This is a genomic window from Ruegeria sp. CG11 (genome assembly GCF_056537245.1).
In genome coordinates, this window is the sequence record NZ_JBQFRE010000034.1 from 1 (window position 1) to 16,262 (window position 16,262).

Annotated in this window: 14 protein-coding genes and 1 pseudogene; 6 read left to right on the forward strand and 9 right to left on the reverse strand. The window is 56.8% G+C overall.

Going from position 1 to position 16,262, the window contains the following annotated elements:
• The 6 genes and pseudogenes from ACR0KW_RS23470 to ACR0KW_RS23495 form a co-directional block, all read right to left on the reverse strand.
• Positions 1 to 319, reverse strand: a pseudogene (locus tag ACR0KW_RS23470) (glutamine synthetase); the annotation flags it as partial.
• Positions 316 to 1,065 (reverse strand): N-formylglutamate amidohydrolase, encoded by a 750-nt coding sequence (locus tag ACR0KW_RS23475; RefSeq protein WP_480807183.1) that lies wholly within the window; start codon positions 1,063 to 1,065, stop codon positions 316 to 318. The pseudogene ACR0KW_RS23470 and the gene ACR0KW_RS23475, both read right to left, overlap by 4 nt.
• Positions 1,062 to 2,762 carry a Na/Pi cotransporter family protein gene (locus tag ACR0KW_RS23480; RefSeq protein WP_480807184.1) on the reverse strand — a complete coding sequence of 567 codons (1,701 nt, stop codon included), beginning with the start codon at positions 2,760 to 2,762 and terminating at the stop codon, positions 1,062 to 1,064. The genes ACR0KW_RS23475 and ACR0KW_RS23480 overlap by 4 nt, the downstream gene beginning before the upstream one ends.
• A 1-nt stretch (position 2,763) precedes the next feature.
• Positions 2,764 to 3,504: an inositol monophosphatase family protein gene (locus ACR0KW_RS23485; protein WP_480807185.1), complete on the reverse strand. Its 741-nt coding sequence runs from the start codon at positions 3,502 to 3,504 to the stop codon at positions 2,764 to 2,766.
• A gap of 118 nt (positions 3,505 to 3,622) precedes the next feature.
• Positions 3,623 to 4,567 carry a GlxA family transcriptional regulator gene (locus ACR0KW_RS23490; RefSeq protein ID WP_480807186.1) on the reverse strand — a complete coding sequence of 315 codons (945 nt, stop codon included), beginning with the start codon at positions 4,565 to 4,567 and terminating at the stop codon, positions 3,623 to 3,625.
• Positions 4,568 to 4,662: 95 nt separating this feature from the next.
• Complete coding sequence (locus ACR0KW_RS23495) at positions 4,663 to 5,973, reverse strand: uroporphyrinogen decarboxylase family protein (protein WP_480807187.1); 1,311 nt, start codon at positions 5,971 to 5,973, stop codon at positions 4,663 to 4,665.
• Positions 5,974 to 6,153: 180 nt separating this feature from the next.
• On the opposite strand from ACR0KW_RS23495, the gene pdxR reads away from it, so the two are divergent.
• Both pdxR and ACR0KW_RS23505 read left to right on the forward strand, forming a co-directional pair.
• Positions 6,154 to 7,644, forward strand: a complete 1,491-nt coding sequence (pdxR, locus tag ACR0KW_RS23500) for a MocR-like pyridoxine biosynthesis transcription factor PdxR (protein WP_480807188.1) — start codon at positions 6,154 to 6,156, stop codon at positions 7,642 to 7,644.
• Positions 7,645 to 7,902: 258 nt separating this feature from the next.
• On the forward strand, positions 7,903 to 8,097 hold the full coding sequence (locus ACR0KW_RS23505; RefSeq protein WP_480807189.1) for a DUF3500 domain-containing protein: 195 nt from the start codon (positions 7,903 to 7,905) through the stop codon (positions 8,095 to 8,097).
• Between the two features lie 407 nt (positions 8,098 to 8,504).
• On the opposite strand, the gene ACR0KW_RS23510 is transcribed toward ACR0KW_RS23505, so the two are convergent.
• The 3 genes from ACR0KW_RS23510 to ACR0KW_RS23520 all read right to left on the reverse strand — a co-directional run bounded on the left by ACR0KW_RS23510 (position 8,505) and on the right by ACR0KW_RS23520 (position 11,771).
• Positions 8,505 to 9,524: an amidohydrolase family protein gene (locus tag ACR0KW_RS23510; protein WP_480807190.1), complete on the reverse strand. Its 1,020-nt coding sequence runs from the start codon at positions 9,522 to 9,524 to the stop codon at positions 8,505 to 8,507.
• Between the two features lie 232 nt (positions 9,525 to 9,756).
• Positions 9,757 to 11,115: an ATP-binding protein gene (locus ACR0KW_RS23515; protein ID WP_480807191.1), complete on the reverse strand. Its 1,359-nt coding sequence runs from the start codon at positions 11,113 to 11,115 to the stop codon at positions 9,757 to 9,759.
• Entirely contained in the window at positions 11,112 to 11,771 is a 660-nt protein-coding gene (locus ACR0KW_RS23520; protein ID WP_480807192.1) for a response regulator transcription factor, read from the reverse strand. Before ACR0KW_RS23520 ends, ACR0KW_RS23515 begins: the two co-directional genes overlap by 4 nt.
• A gap of 139 nt (positions 11,772 to 11,910) precedes the next feature.
• Here ACR0KW_RS23520 and ACR0KW_RS23525 point away from each other — a divergent pair, with 139 nt between their 5' ends.
• From ACR0KW_RS23525 to ACR0KW_RS23540, 4 genes are read left to right on the forward strand one after another with little or no spacing between them, the layout of a single operon-like run.
• Positions 11,911 to 12,384, forward strand: coding sequence for a hypothetical protein (locus ACR0KW_RS23525; RefSeq protein ID WP_480807193.1), 474 nt, complete (start codon positions 11,911 to 11,913; stop codon positions 12,382 to 12,384).
• A gap of 32 nt (positions 12,385 to 12,416) precedes the next feature.
• A complete protein-coding gene (locus ACR0KW_RS23530) occupies positions 12,417 to 12,887 on the forward strand; it encodes a DUF2271 domain-containing protein (protein WP_480807194.1) in 471 nt (156 codons plus the stop codon).
• A gap of 8 nt (positions 12,888 to 12,895) precedes the next feature.
• A complete protein-coding gene (locus ACR0KW_RS23535) occupies positions 12,896 to 15,094 on the forward strand; it encodes a PepSY domain-containing protein (RefSeq protein WP_480807195.1) in 2,199 nt (732 codons plus the stop codon).
• A complete protein-coding gene (locus ACR0KW_RS23540) occupies positions 15,075 to 16,091 on the forward strand; it encodes an FAD:protein FMN transferase (RefSeq protein ID WP_480807196.1) in 1,017 nt (338 codons plus the stop codon). Before ACR0KW_RS23535 ends, ACR0KW_RS23540 begins: the two co-directional genes overlap by 20 nt.
• The last annotated feature ends 171 nt before the right edge of the window (positions 16,092 to 16,262 follow it).

Consider the following 16,262-nt stretch of genomic DNA (forward strand, 5'->3'; position numbering starts at 1 on the left):
CGTCACACATCACCATCGCAGTGCCTTCCAGCCACGGCACCGGGCGCAGGGTGCTGAGGTCCGGTTTCATGACATAGTCACCGTAACCCCGCTCCCAACTGGTGGCCGCATAGCCATCGGGGGTGGCCATCTCAAGATCAGTGGCCAGCAGGTAGTTGCAGCAATGGGTTTCCTGCCATGCACCCGCCACGAAGTGCCCGGCATGAAACCGCTTGCCCATCAAACGCCCCTGCATGTCGACCATGCAGACCAGAACCGTGTCGACCTCGCCTGCTTCGAATTTGGCTTTCAGATCGTCGAAACTAAGAGCTCCGCTCACGATACATCCTCCTTGATCGTGATATTCTTCAGCGCTGGTTCCAGAAGCGCCAGTATTTCTGTCGCCATCGAGGCGACCTGTTCATCGGTCCGCAAAAGATCGTTGCGCACCTCTATCATCACATTGGCCAGCCCCCGGCTGAGCGCGTGCAATCGCAGTGAATGGGTCACCCCGTCACCCGGGCCGTAGGGTTGGTTCCGCTCGGTTTTTCGGTGGGGAATGCGGCCCACATGGTCCAACATCGCGTCGACCAGACGGCTGTCTTCGTCATGCAACAGCCCCAACTCAACCGCCCTCGGCTGCCCAAAATAGATCGGAGTAAAGGAATGCACCGTCACCACGACTGTATCCGGCCCCCGTGCATCCAGCACCCGAGATACCGCAGCACAGAAGGGATCGTAGACTGCCCGGGTGCGCGCCGCGCGCTGTACCTGCGTTAGCCGTGCATTACCCGGCACCTCGATTAGTTCAGAGCGTTCCGGCATCGCACTCGCCGCCTCGGGCGGGCGATTGCAGTCATACACCAACCGAGACACTTTCGACGCCACAACCGGTGCGTCCAGGGCCAGTGACAGGGCCAGACTCAGCGCTCGCGCTCCCGGATCCCACGCCGCATGGCTGGTCCGGTCGACCTCGGCCAGGCCCAAGGCGTTATACTCCGGCGGGATCGCGGCACTGGCATGTTCACACAGCAGGACAACGGGGCCTTTTCCCGACTCGTTCAAGATTTCAACTGGCGCGGTCATTCCTTTACCTCTGTGTCAGAGTCCTTTTTCATGCGCGGCATGTCCTCGATCAGACGCGTTTCCAGCAATTGCCCGTTCCGATAGAGGATCGGATAGGCCACAGCGGCGATATGGCTGTTGAATTCGCGAAACGCGCGCAGGGTTTCCAGATGGATATCGCTGGTTTCAAAGCTTTCGGTCGTGCCATGCTGCAACCGTCTGAGATGGCGTTTGCGGCTGTCCCGCTCGGCCCGCTTGATTTCGGTCTTTTCGACGCTCAGCAATCGCGCGCTTTCCAGATCGTCCGAGATCAGAACATTTGAGGCCAGTTTGATATTGGCCAGAATGCCTTCATGCATCTCCAGAAGTTCCAACCAGCCCTCTTTCGAAAACGAAGCCCCTTTTTTGCGCATGTCAACCGCCAGTACGGTCAGGCGCTTAGCCGCGACATCCCCCGCTGTTTCCAGACGGATCGCATATTCCATCTGGTCCCGCGCCACCTTGGCGTTCTGTTTGCCAAAATCTTCGGTTGAAATCGCTGCCACATATTTCCGGATACGCGACAGGCAATCATTCACATCTTCGTCGATCGCACGGACCGCTCGAATCTGTTCCTTGTCGCCACTGCGATAGAGTTCCAGCGCGGGTCTGAACATCGACTCGACCAGATCGCTCATCCGCAGCAATTCGCGCTTGAGGCTGGAAAGCGATTGGCTCGGGCTACCGAGATTGCGCATATCCAGTGCACTCACCGGTCGACCGATCTGCGCCGCAGTTTCGACCGTTGCGGGCTCGGGCATCAAGCGCTCGAACAAACCCCGCAACTTGCCGCAGAACGGAAGGGCCAGAACCAGCAATGACGCATTGAATGCCAGATGCGCACTGACCAGCATCTGTCCGCCTTGCGGGTCGCCCAGCATCCCCGAGCGCAGCGCCATGTTCGCGGCAAACAATGTGACCACAGCCCAGGTGCCACGCAGGACCAGGTTGGCATAAGGGATGCGACGAGCTACCAGATCCATCCCGCGCGTCAGCCAGACCGGAATGAAGGCCGACCCAAAATTCGCGCCCAGCACCAAAGACAGCCCCGCCGCAAACGGAATGGCATCGATCTGCACCAGCGTGACGCACATCAGGATTGCGGCCACCGAGGAATGCATTACGAAGGCCAGACCCCCGCCGACAAGAAACGCAGTGATGTAATCGCGCGCCAGATAGTCGGCGATGGCAGGAAGAAAGGCGCTGTCGCGGATAGGGTCCATCGCCTCGCGCAGGAACCGCAGCGAGATCAGAATAAAGGCCACTCCCATCAGGATACGGCCCAACTGCATGGCTTTCTTGGCCTCGGTCTTGACGAACAGATAGCCGCCAACCGCCAGCAGCAAGGGCACCAGCCAGTCCAGCTGAAATGATAGAATCTGAATGATCAGTGCCGAGCCCAGATCGCCGCCCAGCACAATCGCCAACCCGGCCGGGAAGGCCAGCATCCCACTGGCAGCAAAGCCCGATGCCAACAACGCCACCGCCGCCGAGCTTTGTAATACGATGGCCATAGCAACGCCGACCATACACGCCTGCACATAGCTGCGCTGACCTGTCATCACCCGCTGGAACGAGGCGCCATAACTGCGCTCTATGCCCGTGCGCACCATGCGCACAGCATAGAGCAACAGCATTGTCGCTCCGGCCAGGCTTATGATGAAACTGACAATTGCCAAGTCAGTGCCCCTTCACCAATGCAAGCATCTCGGCGTGCAGTTCGCGGGTCGCCGCGGAAATCACCCGACCGTCGGAATTTAGATCCAGCGGCTGGCCCTCCCAGTCCGTCATCACGCCGCCGGCGGCCTCTACCACGGCCAGAACTGGCAGGTAGTCATAGGGTTGCAGATCATAGTCGATCACCGCATCCACATGCCCGGCTGCCAACAGAGCGTGCGGATAGCAGTCATATGCAAACCGGCGGGTCTGCCCCGATTGCATCAGCTTGGCAAATAACTCCGGGTGATCTCGATAGATCTTGTCCCCTTCGTTAACGAAGAGAATGGACTGATCCAGCCGCGTCTGGTTCGAAGTCACGATTGCATTGCCATTCAATGTAGCGCCCCTGCCCGGTACACCCATGAAGACTTCGTCAAGCGCGGGCATCCCGATGACGCCGATATCTGGTTTGCCATCGACCAGATGCCCCAGCAGAAACCCGAACAGCGGATGCCCTGACAGGAAGGATCGGGTGCCATCGATCGGGTCGATAATCCAGACCTTGCGACAATCCTTCCCGTCAAATCCATGTTCTTCGCCAAAAATACCATGGTTTGGAAAGTGCTGCTCAAGACAGGCGCGGACTTCGGCCTCAACCGCCTTGTCGGCTTGGGTGACCGGGCTCTCGTCCAGCTTGAACTCGACCCCCAACTGACCTCGAAAGTAACGCCGTGCGGTCCGGGACGCGATTTCAGCAATCATAGCAGCATGCTTCGCTGCATCTGGAGTAGTCAACATTGCGTCAGATATCCTTGCATGGAGTCAACGGCAGTTGCGGAAGGCGGCAGCGCCTGTGCACTGGGGTTCAGACAAAAAACCATCATTGCAGTGATTGCTGAGCCAGCCTTAGCTTGGCTGGCGCAATTCCGAATTGCTTTCTGAACCCTTTGCCAAAAGCGGAAAACGAGGAGAATCCACATGCAAGTGCCACTTCGGTGACCGTCATGTTCGTATCCTCAATCAAAACCCGGGCCCGCTCGTATTGCTTGCCGCGGTAGAACTTTACTGGCGAGGTTGATAGGTAGCGTGCAAACAACCGTTCAACCTGACGGATCGACAGGCCAGCGCGATGCGCGACGTTGGAGATGGCCAGAGGCTCCTCAAGGTTCTCCATCATAACTCCGATTATCTTTTGCAGCTGCGCCGGAGCGCCCTTGTAGGTATCGGATACCGTACAGGTCTGCGTGCGGTCCGCGCTGCGGGCCGAGGACAGAATCAGGTGATTGCGAATTTTGGCGGAAACAGCCGAAGATATCCTTTTGCTGACCCAGTGCAGGGCAAAATCCATTGCCCCCAGTTCGCCACAGCAAGTAACCAAATTTCCATCTTCGACGAAGATTGCATTCTGAAACTCGACATCCGGCAAAGATTCGCTGTTAGAATGGATGCGGGACCAATGGTCAGTGCCTTTTGTCAAATGTCCGGTTTCTGCAGCCGCACGAACCGCAGCCCCGATCAAACAGACCGGTATCGCAGATCGACGGCACCAGCGCACGATCCTGATGATCGCTTTACGTTCTTCGCACGTCAGCAGAGGGCCGGAACACAACACAACGGCATCGCTTTGCGACAAGTTGGTTTCAGTTTCCAGCGACCCGTCCGGCAGTATCATCCCTTTGGATCTCGATCTCACCACTTGGCCGTCGACAGACAACATGCGAACCTGTACCTTGTGCCGGGCGCTAACAACACCCACCGTGTCCAACACATCTGTCAAAGCCGCAAGACTCAGGAGCGAGAAACCACCCGTCAGTACAATTACCACATTATGGCTTCCGGGTTTTTCCGGAAAGACTTTGACTTGGCTTCCAGAAAAGATCTGATGCTTGGTCATGTTTTCCTATCTCTCCAAAGCCTTTGTTACGCGCCTGCGCTGGCCGCAAAAGCACCTTGTTCACGCACTGTGCGGATGATGATCTCGACCATTTCGAACTGGGATTCAGCAGCGATGTCTTCAAAGTAGATATGGCTGGGCCAGGGCTGCATACGGAAGCGGTCTGACGGCATTTCAACCTTTTCGGCTACTTCCTTCTGTGCGGCGACAAAGGTCTCGGCCACCTCTTTGATTTCGATTTTGGCAGCTTCCAGATCACCTACGCTGTTGGCGTCGATCTGACGCGAGCCGATGCCCGTCGTCAAAGGTACACCGCGCGTGATGGCCTGATCGACGTAGAAGGGAACTTCGACCTTGTCAGCCTCGAGCCGCATGATGAATTTTGGGCAGACCGCATGCTTGTGTTCGGTCAACTCCAGCAACCCGACGCTTGGTCCGGTTTCGGCCTTGGCCGCCGCGCGCCGCCGCGAACTGCGGTCGCGTTTGGTTGCGGTTGCAACGTGATCGCCGCGATAATTGCAATCGAACAGGCGATCCGCCCACGGCTTGTCCTCGGTCATGCGGCGCATCGAGCGAATGGCTATATTCTTGCAGTTCTCGGGGCCGATGAAGAAGGGCGAGCCCGAGGCATCCGACAGTTCGATCCAGCCGTTGGGGAATTCTTTGATGAAATGCTCGATCCAGGGAAGCAAGATTGTGTCGGCCAGGAAATCCAGCAGTTCGTTCACAAAATTGGGATCATGTACCACGTCAGCCAGCAGCGGTTCCTGACCGTAGATATCAGCGGCAAAGCTGTAGGGTGCTGAGATCTGCAACAGCGGCTCCATCCCAGTCAAACGTTCGGTCTCGCGCAGCATGTCGGTGATGACCCTGGCCACGCCAGTTTCGAAATCCGGCGTCTTCAGATCGCGCCAGTTGTCCTTATTGAGCAGCGGCTCGTCCGGGTCAGATCCGGGTGGAAAGCGGTCGGGATACATCATCTTTTGCCCGACCTGTTCGCAGGTAAAGCCGTAAAGCGCCCAGACGGTATAAACCTTGTCCACACCCAGCAGTCGGCTGGTGATCAGATTGGTTCGTGCATAACGCTCCGGGTCGCCCTTGTAATATGCTGCGGAATCGATGCCGTAGAGGTCGTGCAGGATAGCCAGCGCCAGCATGTGTACCGAGGCCGACACGTGAACGCGATCCGTAGTCGAAGGACGCTTGAACTCTTCGTCCATCCTGCCCGCAATCGTATCGTCGAAGATTCGGCGCAGTTCTTCTCGGGCATCCGGGTCTCCACCCTTCCAACGTGCAATTAGATGAAGCCCATCAGGAAATTGAGGATAATCGTTCACGTCTCGATCCTTGAATTCTGCCGCCAACCGGCGGGAATGCCCATGTTCATGCCCACAACGGTGTATGGCCGTCGATTGCGGTCTGATATTGCCCTTATTAGGTGGGTATGTGAAAATACCCACTCGGAACTTTCTGATATACCCACTTTGGGTGAACTACCCCCGACGAAGAGGTGTTTAATGAAGAAGACCGGTGGTGCTTTGCTGTCGATGCTAAACCTTGAACGACAAAGTAGTGTGCCAATGACACGTCAGCTGGAAAACAGAATTCGAAAGGCCATTGTTCAGGGCAGCCTGCCAGCGGATGTCCGGATGCCATCGACCCGACAGCTTGCGCAGGACTTGGGCGTGTCACGCCTAACTATCAAGAATGCTTTCGAGCAACTCACGACCGAAGGGTTCCTCGAAACACGACGAGGCTCGGGGACATATGTGGCACGTTTATCGAACGGAAGCATCCCCGTTCTGCCGTCGCAGAAACGACGCAGAAGACGCTCGCGCAAGGTTGAACCGATCGCACCACATATCCAGCGCATCCAAGAATCTCTAGCCACCACACGCCTATCTCATGTGCGGGCGTTTCGTCCCGGTATTCCTGCTCTTGATCTCTTCCCGCGACGGGCATGGGCCGAGGCATTGTCCCGGGCGACGAGGTCCCAAGACATCCAGCTTTTAGGCTATGGTCCCTCCAGCGGGTTGCACGAACTCAAAATCGCCATAAAAGCGCACGTCTTCGACAACCGCGGCATCGAATGTGACCCAGAACAAATCGTCATAACTTCCGGCGCTCAGCAGGCCTTCTCACTCGTGCTCCTGACTTTGTTGACCAGAGGTGACACTATCTGGACTGAGGATCCCGGCCACATCGCCTTTCGCGACGCAGCGCGTCTGCACGGGTTCACCGTAAAACCGGTGCCATTGGATGTTGAAGGATTTTCACTCGCAAGTGCTCTGACTTTGTACGGTGAATGCGCACTAGCGTTTGTAACCCCGTCTCATCAACACCCTCTTGGCATGACTATGAGTCTCTCGCGCCGCTTGGAGTTACTTGATGTGGCGCAGTCCCAAGCCAGTTGGATTATCGAAGACGATTATGACAGCGAGTTCCACTATGAGCAGCGTCCCCTGCCGGCTCTGAAAGCCTTGGACAAACATGATCGTGTTTTGTACGTCGGCAGTTTTTCAAAATCGATGTTCCCTTCAATGCGTTTGGGATACTTGATCTGTCCTGCAGGTCTTGGTCCAGCATTTTCAGCGGCTGAGACACTACTGAGTCAGAACGTTTCGCTGATGCAACAAAAGGCTATGGCCTACTTCATGGAGGACGGCAGTTTTAACGCCCATATCCGCAAAATGAGACTAGCCTACCAGCACCGCCGTGACACCCTTGTTGCGGCCCTGAGGGATCATGCCTCAGATATTCTACAACAGGAACCTTGCCTAGCCGGGATGCACCTTGTGGCCCGATTTTCTGATAACTCAATCTCGGATCTGGATATGGCTCGGCGACTTTGGGATTCGGGTATCGACTGTCTCCCTCTTTCTATTTTCAGTGAGTGTGCCAGAGTTGATCCCGGGCTCCTGCTTGGTTTTGCCTGTGCATCAAACGAGCAAATCGAGCCAAGTATCATCCGTACTGCGGGGCTTTTGAAGTCCAAAGTCATTTCGTAACTTACTTCAATAACTAGCAACTGTATTTCTCAGGCGTTCTGAGCAATCCATATCTGACGGGATTTGACGGGCGCGTTGGCGAGTGAGACACGTGGCCGGATTGTGACCTGCCCCGGGAATGACAGTGTGGTGCCCGAACCAGAAGGGCTTGGCGGCGCCACCCTCAATGGCACCCAACCCAGACTACTGCTTGCGTTGGCCGCGCAATGGATGGATATGATGTCGCCCTTTCATGCCTGTGCAACGTAGTCGAGATTCTTGCGTGGAATCGACAACACATGGTTTTCCTGGAGCGGACCGACCGAACCCGGCAGCGAAATACCCTACCGGATAAAAGGGCCTGATATCGTCAACGAATTCGCCTTCGATCAGCGCAGCGGTGCCGAAGGTGGCGATCCGACAAACCATGTGCATACAATGTTTCGAGACCTCGAAAAGGAGTATGGTAGATAACCTCGGTTTTGTTGCTCTGTGTTGGCGAGCGTCGAATCGGTCAACAAAATCCGCAATGGTCAGTTCACACCCGAATTCCGACTGTTTCAACAGTTTGCCGAACTGGCAGGGTAACCACATCACAATTTCCACTTATGCTGCCAAGTAAATAGGGTGCGACAATGCCCGTACTAGGTTGCCTCACTAAACTTGAACACCCGAACGCCGCCCGTACTAAGCTTCGTGATTACCGCCTTGTTACGAGTAGTTTTCGAGTAGCTAATTCTTTCTCGATGACACGGCTTTGAAATTCGGAATCACCGAGATTCACTGATTATTTGCTCTTCGCGGCGCAAGACGGGGGGTGCCTCACTAAACCCCATCGTTCTGATGGCATGAAAGGGCAGTGGCACGATCCGAGTCTGGTTTCAAAGCGCGGGTATACCGAGAAGCCTCTCGGCATTCTTGTGGCCGATTTTCTCTTTTATGGCCCAAGGCAGATCAACGGCCCGAAGCCAATCCGCTCCGATCTGCGCGCTGGCCATCGGGTAGTCCACCGAAAACATAACCCGGTCTTCGCCCATGGTCGCCAGCGCCAGATCCAGTAACTCATCCTGGAAAAACGCACTGGTGGTGATCCAGAGGTTGTCATGAAAATATTGCTGCACGGGTTTTTGCAGGCGCTTGCTGGCGATCCTATCCAGATCCTCCCCCACCCGCCAATAGTAGAAAGGAAGACCCTCGCCCATATGGCCTACCACAATCTGCAGATTCGGGAACCGGTCGAACGCACCGCTGATGATCAGGCGCAAAGTTTGCAGTGCAACCGCCTGGTGCCAGCCATAGCCCGGTCCGCTGAGAATCCGGGCCGCAAGTTCATCCTCCATCCCGTCATAAAAGGCTTGCTTTTCAATAGGTGTGGGCCAATTCGGATGGATGTAGATGGGCACCCCCAGAATTTCGGCCCGGGCAAGAATGGGGTCGAAATCCGCATGATCCAGGAACTTTCCATCCACAGGACCATAGTTCATACATCCGACAAACCCATACTCCCGCACAGACCTCTCAAGCTCATCTGCCGCGGCTTCCGGCTCTGAGAACGGAAGAGTGGCAAATGCGCGAAAGCGGTCAGGCCAAGACGCAATCACCTCTTGCGCCACCCAGGTATTGAACTCTTGCGTAAAGGATACTCCCTCGGCGCCCACCAGCTCCTGAGCACCAGGTGTCACTGCAGAGAGCACCTGTATGTCAATGCCCGCCGCGTCCATATCCGCGATCCGGCCCGCCCCGACATCCAAAAGTTCAGGCCTGCTTTTGCCGCCCGAGAAAACACGTTCATCTCCGCGCGCTTTCATGCTTTGCAGGGCGTTGGTCGCGAAATGTTCCTCCAACCCGATCAGAGGGAGCTTCTTGTTGCCTGCTGCGGTTTCCGCTCGGGCTGGGCCCACCAGCCCTGCGGAGGCGGCTATACCAAAGCCCGCAGTTTGATGCAAGAATGTTCGGCGATTCAAGACGTGTCTGCCCATAGATATTTCAGGATAACGTTTACATTTGCCCATAACAGTTCTTCTTCTCATCATTGTTCTCGAACTTCTATCAGAGATCATTCAGGTTGTTTGCAAACCCACAATAGCACACCGAGGCCAGCGGAGGCGTCTACACCTTCAGAACCTTGAGATGTCAATCTACCTGAGGGAACGTGATACACACTTCGAAGCCTTCTTGTTGACCGGTTGCCGGAGATTTGAGCGCGAGCCGCGCATCCGTTCTGCCGACAATTGTCTGGACGATTGCGAGGCCCAGCCCACTGCCTTCGACTTTGCCGTTCCGACGGGCGAAACGGGCGGTCAATTGCTCAAGGTCGGTGGGAGCCACAATCGGCCCTGCATTGGCGACAATCAGTTCACAAGACGAAGTGAGCGTCACTGAAACCGGCTTGTTGTGGTCGCCGTGCTTCAGAGCGTTTTCCACAAGGTTTCGGGTGAGAATACCAAAGGCGTCGGGATCGAGGTCGGACAGAACAGGCTGATCCGGAAGGCACAGCTCAAACCGGTCATCCGAACCGAGCCTGGCAAAATCATCGACGACCATTTTCAAGATTACCCGCAAATCTACAGAACCGTCGGTCCGCAACCGGCCACCCTCGGCGCGGGCAAGTTGCATCAGCTTTTCGGACAGGCTGTTTAGTCGTTTCAATGTATTTTGGATGTCGCCGGCGCGCACCGCGGCGCTGGGATCGTCGGTTTCCACCTGCAATCTCTGAGCTTGCGCGATGGCACCCGCAACGGGTGTCCGCAACTCGTGGGCGGCATTGGCGGCAAAGCTGCGTTCCGCCTCGAAAGCCGCGTTCAGACGATGGAGCAAATCATTGACGCTGTTAACGACTGGCACCAGTTCGCTGGGTACGCCACGGTCTTCCAATGGGGTAAGGTTATAGGCGCTCCGATCCTCCAGATCGCCCCGCAATAACCGCATCGGGGCCAGACTGTGCCGCACCAGCAGGAAGATCGCCACGAGGCTCAGCGGGATAACCGCCAATAACGGCATACTGAGGCTGAGCGCCAATTCCCGGGCTGCGGCCGCGCGATAAGACAGCGGTTCGGCCACTGCGACTATATATACGGAGTTCCCACGCCGATAGCGGTCGTAGAACAGAGTATGAGTTTCGGTCTGAATAAAACCTTCCTTGTCGAAAGGGGGAAACACGCTCAAATCGGCAGTACCGGAACTTAAAACCACCTGTCCTGCCTCGTCGTAGATGACATAGCTGAATTCGCTGACTGTGATTTCGTCGTCGTCGTGATCTTCGCGTTCGTAGTGGTCATCGTCGTCACGACCGCGATCCGGGCGCTCTGTTCCGTGATGCCCGACAAGGGGCTGCAGCCGATGCGCCGCCTCGTTCAGCGCGTTGTTGAACTCCGCGTCCAATTCGTTGCGAAGACGCTGTGCCGTAATTACAGTGGCGACCAGCCACATTGCCGTCACCGCCAAACCAAGCGCCAATGCCAGTTGCAACTGCAGCGAACGGGGCCCTTTCATGACGAACCCAATCGATAACCAAGGCCTCGTTCCGTTTCTATGAACGACCGGCCCAGTTTTTTGCGTAAACGGCTTACGTGCACCTCGATTGTATTGCTTTCGATTGCGTCATCGAAACTGTAGAGATGCTCTTCAAGTTGCCCTTTTGACAGAACGCGCCCCGGTGCTTGCACAAAGGCCTCGAACAGGGCCCATTCCCGGGCGGTCAAACTGACTGGTTTTCCGTTACGTCGAATGGACTTTGCCGCCAGATCGATTTCCAGCGCGCCATGTTGGATCAACGGATTCGGGTTTCCAGAATAACGCCGTGCCACGGATCCGATCCGGGCCGACAACTCGAACAAGTCAAACGGCTTGACCATGTAGTCGTCGGCGCCCGCGTTCAATCCCGCGATCCGGTCCGAGACCTGGTCCAGCGCAGTCAGAATGATGACGGGCGTTACATCACCCTTTGCCCGAAGTGCCTTGAGAAATGGTATCCCGTGCCCATCAGGGAGCATGAGATCCAACAGCACCAGATCAAAAGCCCCGGCAGCCAGCGCGTCATCGGCCATGTCGAGACGGGTCGCCCAATCAGCCGAATGTCCGTCGGCCTTCAACTGGTCATGCACGGCCGCGCCCAGAACATTGTCATCTTCGATCAGCAGGATACGCATGATTTACTCTCTTATTTCCCCGACACACTAATGCGCTCTATTCCTGACAGGAAGCTGAAGCAGAAAATTCTGTTTCTTCAGGTAGTGCTCAGGTGCGGGCATCACTTTGGGTCCATCGAACAACGAAAGGACCCTGACAATGAAACATCTGCACATACCCGTTCTGTCCGGCTTAATCCTTGCCGGAGCCCTAGTTCCCGCACTGAATGCACAGACCGTCGATGCAACCTCGGACGAGGCAACTGCAGTCATCCGAGAGCTGGCCCAGCAGCCGGTTCCTTCGGATAATTCTGACAATTCGTCCAACTCGGATCTGCGGGTCGCAGATGGTGTCTACAGCGAAGATGATGACAGTTGGTTTCTCTTTGGCAGTTTTGATGGTTGGGATGACCATTTTTATGATGATGACCGTCATCGCGACCGCGACGACGACGATTGTGATGACGACCGCCGTCACATGCGCGACCGAGGCCACAATGACCGCCATGACGATCGTCGCGACGACCGCCGCACCAACTGGTCTGCTCAAAACCCGGCGGCAGCCGGAACCGTTGTTCCGCCCAACAATGGTTTGTTTCTGAACGACACCTCGCCTTCCGCACAGGTTGATTGAGCACCCAACCCAATTTTGAGGAGTGAACGGACATGAAAAAGTTGCTGACTACACTTGCACTGACCACAGCGCTAGTCGCCCCGGGACTAGTACTTGCAAAAGAGGTTACCTTTACGACCCAGCTTAAAAACTACGGGGGTGATGGAGCCTATCTGGCTTACTACGTGACCGATGCGGACGGCGCTTATGTCGGTTCGCTCTGGATGGCGGGGACAGGCGCCAAATGGTACGACAGCCTGTCAGATTGGTATCGTGCGACAGGTGGCGACACGGCTGAGGTCAACGGCATCACTGGTGCAAGTGTCGGTTCGGGCAAGTCGCTGTCGGTCAGTTTCGACCTGGCCGAAGCGTTGTTCGATTCGGGCTATGTTCTGCATGTTGACGTCTCGGTCGAAGACATGCGCGATAGCCCGTCCGAGATCGTGGTGCCGTTAACCACCGACGGTGCGGGGCAACCTGTGAAGGGTCGCGCATATATCGATCAATTCACCTACAATATGTGAGAAAATCCATGATCCGTCCGATTCACCGCTGGATAGGGCTGGCTCTGGCATTGCTCGTATCCTTAACCGCGTTAAGTGGTTCAGTTCTGGCAATTTTTCCTGTTGCAGATACCCTTGGAACTTCTGTCGCACCCGACGTGGATGTGGGAAGTTTTGCTGCCCGATTGCAGGAAACAATCCCAGGGCTGGAGCAGATTAGGCGTGCGGTCAGCGGACGGATCACAGTTTACGCCTATGCCGATGGGTTCGCCTCGCAATGGGTCGTCGATCCTGCAAGCGGGGCGGTTCTGGAACCGCTTGTTTCCTCACCAAGCAAGCTCTGGTTTACCAATTTGCACCGCGCCTATCTTGGCGGTGATGCGGGTCGGATTGCCGCCGGAGGCGCCAGCCTTGCAATATTGTTCCTCTGCCTGACGGGCTTCCTACTCGCCAAGCGGCGCGTCGGCGGCTGGAAACGGTTATTTGGACGGTTGCGGGGGCCGTGGTCACAGCGGTTGCACCTTGAAGTGGCTCGACTTGCCGGTCTTGGCCTTCTGCTGTCGTCGGTAACCGGCCTGTGGTTGTTCGCACTGACCTTTGGTTTCGCACCTGAGGGAAGCCCGTTGCCGCCATTTCCCGAAGTCAGCGGTGCCGGTGGGCTGGCGCCTTCGGAGCTCTCGGCGCTGACCGAAATTCCCTTGGCGGCGTTGCGCGAACTGACTTTCCCGCGGGATGGAAATCTGACGGATGTTTTCACTATCAAGACCGATGCCGGTTTTGGCTACATAGATCAAGGCAGCGGTGAAGTGCTTGCCTGGACCAACAGAACCGCGTTGGACAAGGCGTCAGGCATCATCCATATGCTTCATACCGGCGATGGTGCGGCCGTGCTGGGTATGTTGTTGGGTCTTGCTGCGCTAAGCGTTCCGGTTCTTTCGGTGACCGGGTACGTGCAACAATCTGGCCGAGTACTTCTGCCGTGGGTTAGGAAGGCCACAACTGCTGCCGGAAATGCCGATACGATCATTCTGGTCGGGACAGAAGGAGGCGCCACCTGGACCTTTGCCGAACGGCTGCGCACCAGCCTGAATTGCGCCGGATTGTCCGCGCATGTCGCCCCCATGTCCAACTTTTCGCCAGAAATTTATACTTCTGCCCAACGTGTTCTGATCCTTGCCGCGACCTCGGGCGATGGTGACGCTCCAGGTTCGGCTGCCGGTTTTCTCGATCGCGTCGCCAGTATGCGCTGTCCACCTTCGGCCCGGGTCGCCGTACTTGGATTTGGGGACCGAAGCTTTCCACGCTTCTGCACCTATGCCGAGCAAGTTTGCCGCGCGGTGCGACAGGCCGGATGGCAGGAATTCCTGCCGTTGACCCGCATTGACCGCCAATCCCAAATAGAGATCGCGGACTGGATCGATGCTTTGTCCAAAGCCGTGGGCGCAAGGCTCGCGCTTGCCGACGCAAAAGATCCGATCCTGGTCAATCTCAAACTGGTTTCGCGCCGCGACTATGGTGTTGAGGATCAGGCCCCCACGTCGATCCTGCGGTTCGAAATACCGCGCCTGTCATTGTGGCAGCGTCTCACCGGTCGTGGTTTTGCGCGCTTTCAGGCGGGAGATCTGATTGGTGTCATCCCCGTGGGCGATGCGACTCCCCGCTATTATTCCCTTGCCTCTGGATCACGAGACGGCTTCGTCGAAATATGCGTGCGTAAACATCCCGGCGGTCTGTGCTCGGGTCAATTGGCGGCACTGCGGCCGGGTGAGGTTATTCCTGCCTTTGTGCGCCCTAACCCAACGTTTCACCCATCGGAGGGCACAGCACCTCTTATCCTGATCGGGGCCGGAGCGGGTATCGGACCACTTGCCGGCTTTGCCCGCGCCAACGACACACTGCGCCCAATGCACATGTATTTTGGGACCCGGTCTTCCACGAGCAGCTTGTTTTATGGCGAAGAGTTCGTCCGCTGGCGGCAAGAGGGAAAACTCAGCTCGATTGCAACCGCCTATTCCCGCAGTCCAGAGCGCGCATATGTGCAGGACGCACTTCGCCGGGACGCCGAGGCGGTGCGGCATCTGATCGCTCAGGGCGCGCAAATCATGGTCTGCGGTGGGCGCGAGATGGCCGCTGAAGTGTTTGACGCGCTGGAGACAATCCTGGCCCCCGCCACGCTAAGCCCCATCACGCTCAAAAAGGAAGGACGCTATGTCGAAGACGTCTTCTGATCTTGATCGCCACGCGGTCGGTGGCCAAACCATGGGAACCCGTTGGTCCGCGATTATCCACGCCACGCCCGGTTTTGATCCTGGTCCTACGCGAGCGGCGATGGCATGTGCTGTTTCCGAGATTGATGACCAGATGTCCACTTGGAATCCCGACAGCGACCTGATGCGGCTGAACCGCGCGGTCCCTGGCAAATGGCAAATGGTGCCCGAACATCTGATGACGGTAATTGAGGCCGGCCTTGCCATTGGACAGGTCTCTGGCGGTGCTTTTGATATCGGGATGGGTGACGCTGTAACGGCTTGGGGGTTCGCGGCACCCGAAGCCAATCCGGACCGCATTCGCGCCGCGCTGCGTGTGCGTCGCAGATCCGCGCATGAAGTCTTGGAGATTGACCGGTCCAACTGCCGTATGCGCAAACACGCCCCATTGTCTCTGGATCTGTGCGGTATTGCCAAAGGCTATGGCGTGGATCGTCTGGCTGAAACGGCCCGTGATTTTGGTATTACCTCGGCGCTGGTGTCCATTGACGGAGAGCTTCGAGCCATTGGCAACCTTCCGGACGGTCGGCCCTGGGGAGTGGCGGTCGAACGGCCCGATCACGGGTATCGTGCGGCGCATTCGATATTGGCGCTTTGTGATTGCGCTGTGGCGACCTCGGGCGACTATCGCCATTGGATTGATATGGCTGGCAATCGTCTGTCGCACACTATGGATCCAACCAGCGGCGCACCTTTGACCGAACCACCGGGTTCCGTCACAGTGGTAGCACCAACCTGTTGTCTGGCCGATGCCTGGGCCACGGCCATGATGGTACTGGGTGCGAACAAGGGGCTTCACTTGGCTCAGCAATTGGAGCTGTCCGTTCTTTTTCTTGACCGCTCAGATGGCGCGATCATACCCCATGCATCCGGACCTGCCTTTGAAACCTCAATCAGCGTGGAGCGGCCGATGCTCACACCACCGCAGCCCAGAACCGGTATCTGCCCTGGCCGGTGATTTCGCGGGCCAAGCTGCGTTCGGTGAGCAGGTTGAGGTTGCGTCGGGCCGACATGGAAGAGCAGCGCACCTCTTGGGCCGGTTCTGTCGCAAACTTTGTCCCCACCTGTCAGGTTGAGCGTAGTTCTGGTAGCGCATGCTCGAATTTCACAGGAGCAGACGGTGACAATC

Excerpts from the sequence above, each read along its gene's own strand:
- ACR0KW_RS23475 (WP_480807183.1), bottom strand. The coding sequence starts at position 1,065 with ATGACCGCGCCAGTTGAAATCTTGAACGAGTCGGGAAAAGGCCCCGTT.
- ACR0KW_RS23485 (WP_480807185.1), bottom strand. The coding sequence starts at position 3,504 with ATGATTGCTGAAATCGCGTCCCGGACCGCACGGCGTTACTTTCGAGGT.
- pdxR (WP_480807188.1), top strand. The coding sequence starts at position 6,154 with ATGAAGAAGACCGGTGGTGCTTTGCTGTCGATGCTAAACCTTGAACGA.
- ACR0KW_RS23515 (WP_480807191.1), bottom strand. The coding sequence starts at position 11,115 with ATGAAAGGGCCCCGTTCGCTGCAGTTGCAACTGGCATTGGCGCTTGGT.
- ACR0KW_RS23520 (WP_480807192.1), bottom strand. The coding sequence starts at position 11,771 with ATGCGTATCCTGCTGATCGAAGATGACAATGTTCTGGGCGCGGCCGTG.
- ACR0KW_RS23525 (WP_480807193.1), top strand. The coding sequence starts at position 11,911 with ATGAAACATCTGCACATACCCGTTCTGTCCGGCTTAATCCTTGCCGGA.
- ACR0KW_RS23530 (WP_480807194.1), top strand. The coding sequence starts at position 12,417 with ATGAAAAAGTTGCTGACTACACTTGCACTGACCACAGCGCTAGTCGCC.
- ACR0KW_RS23535 (WP_480807195.1), top strand. The coding sequence starts at position 12,896 with ATGATCCGTCCGATTCACCGCTGGATAGGGCTGGCTCTGGCATTGCTC.
- ACR0KW_RS23540 (WP_480807196.1), top strand. The coding sequence starts at position 15,075 with ATGTCGAAGACGTCTTCTGATCTTGATCGCCACGCGGTCGGTGGCCAA.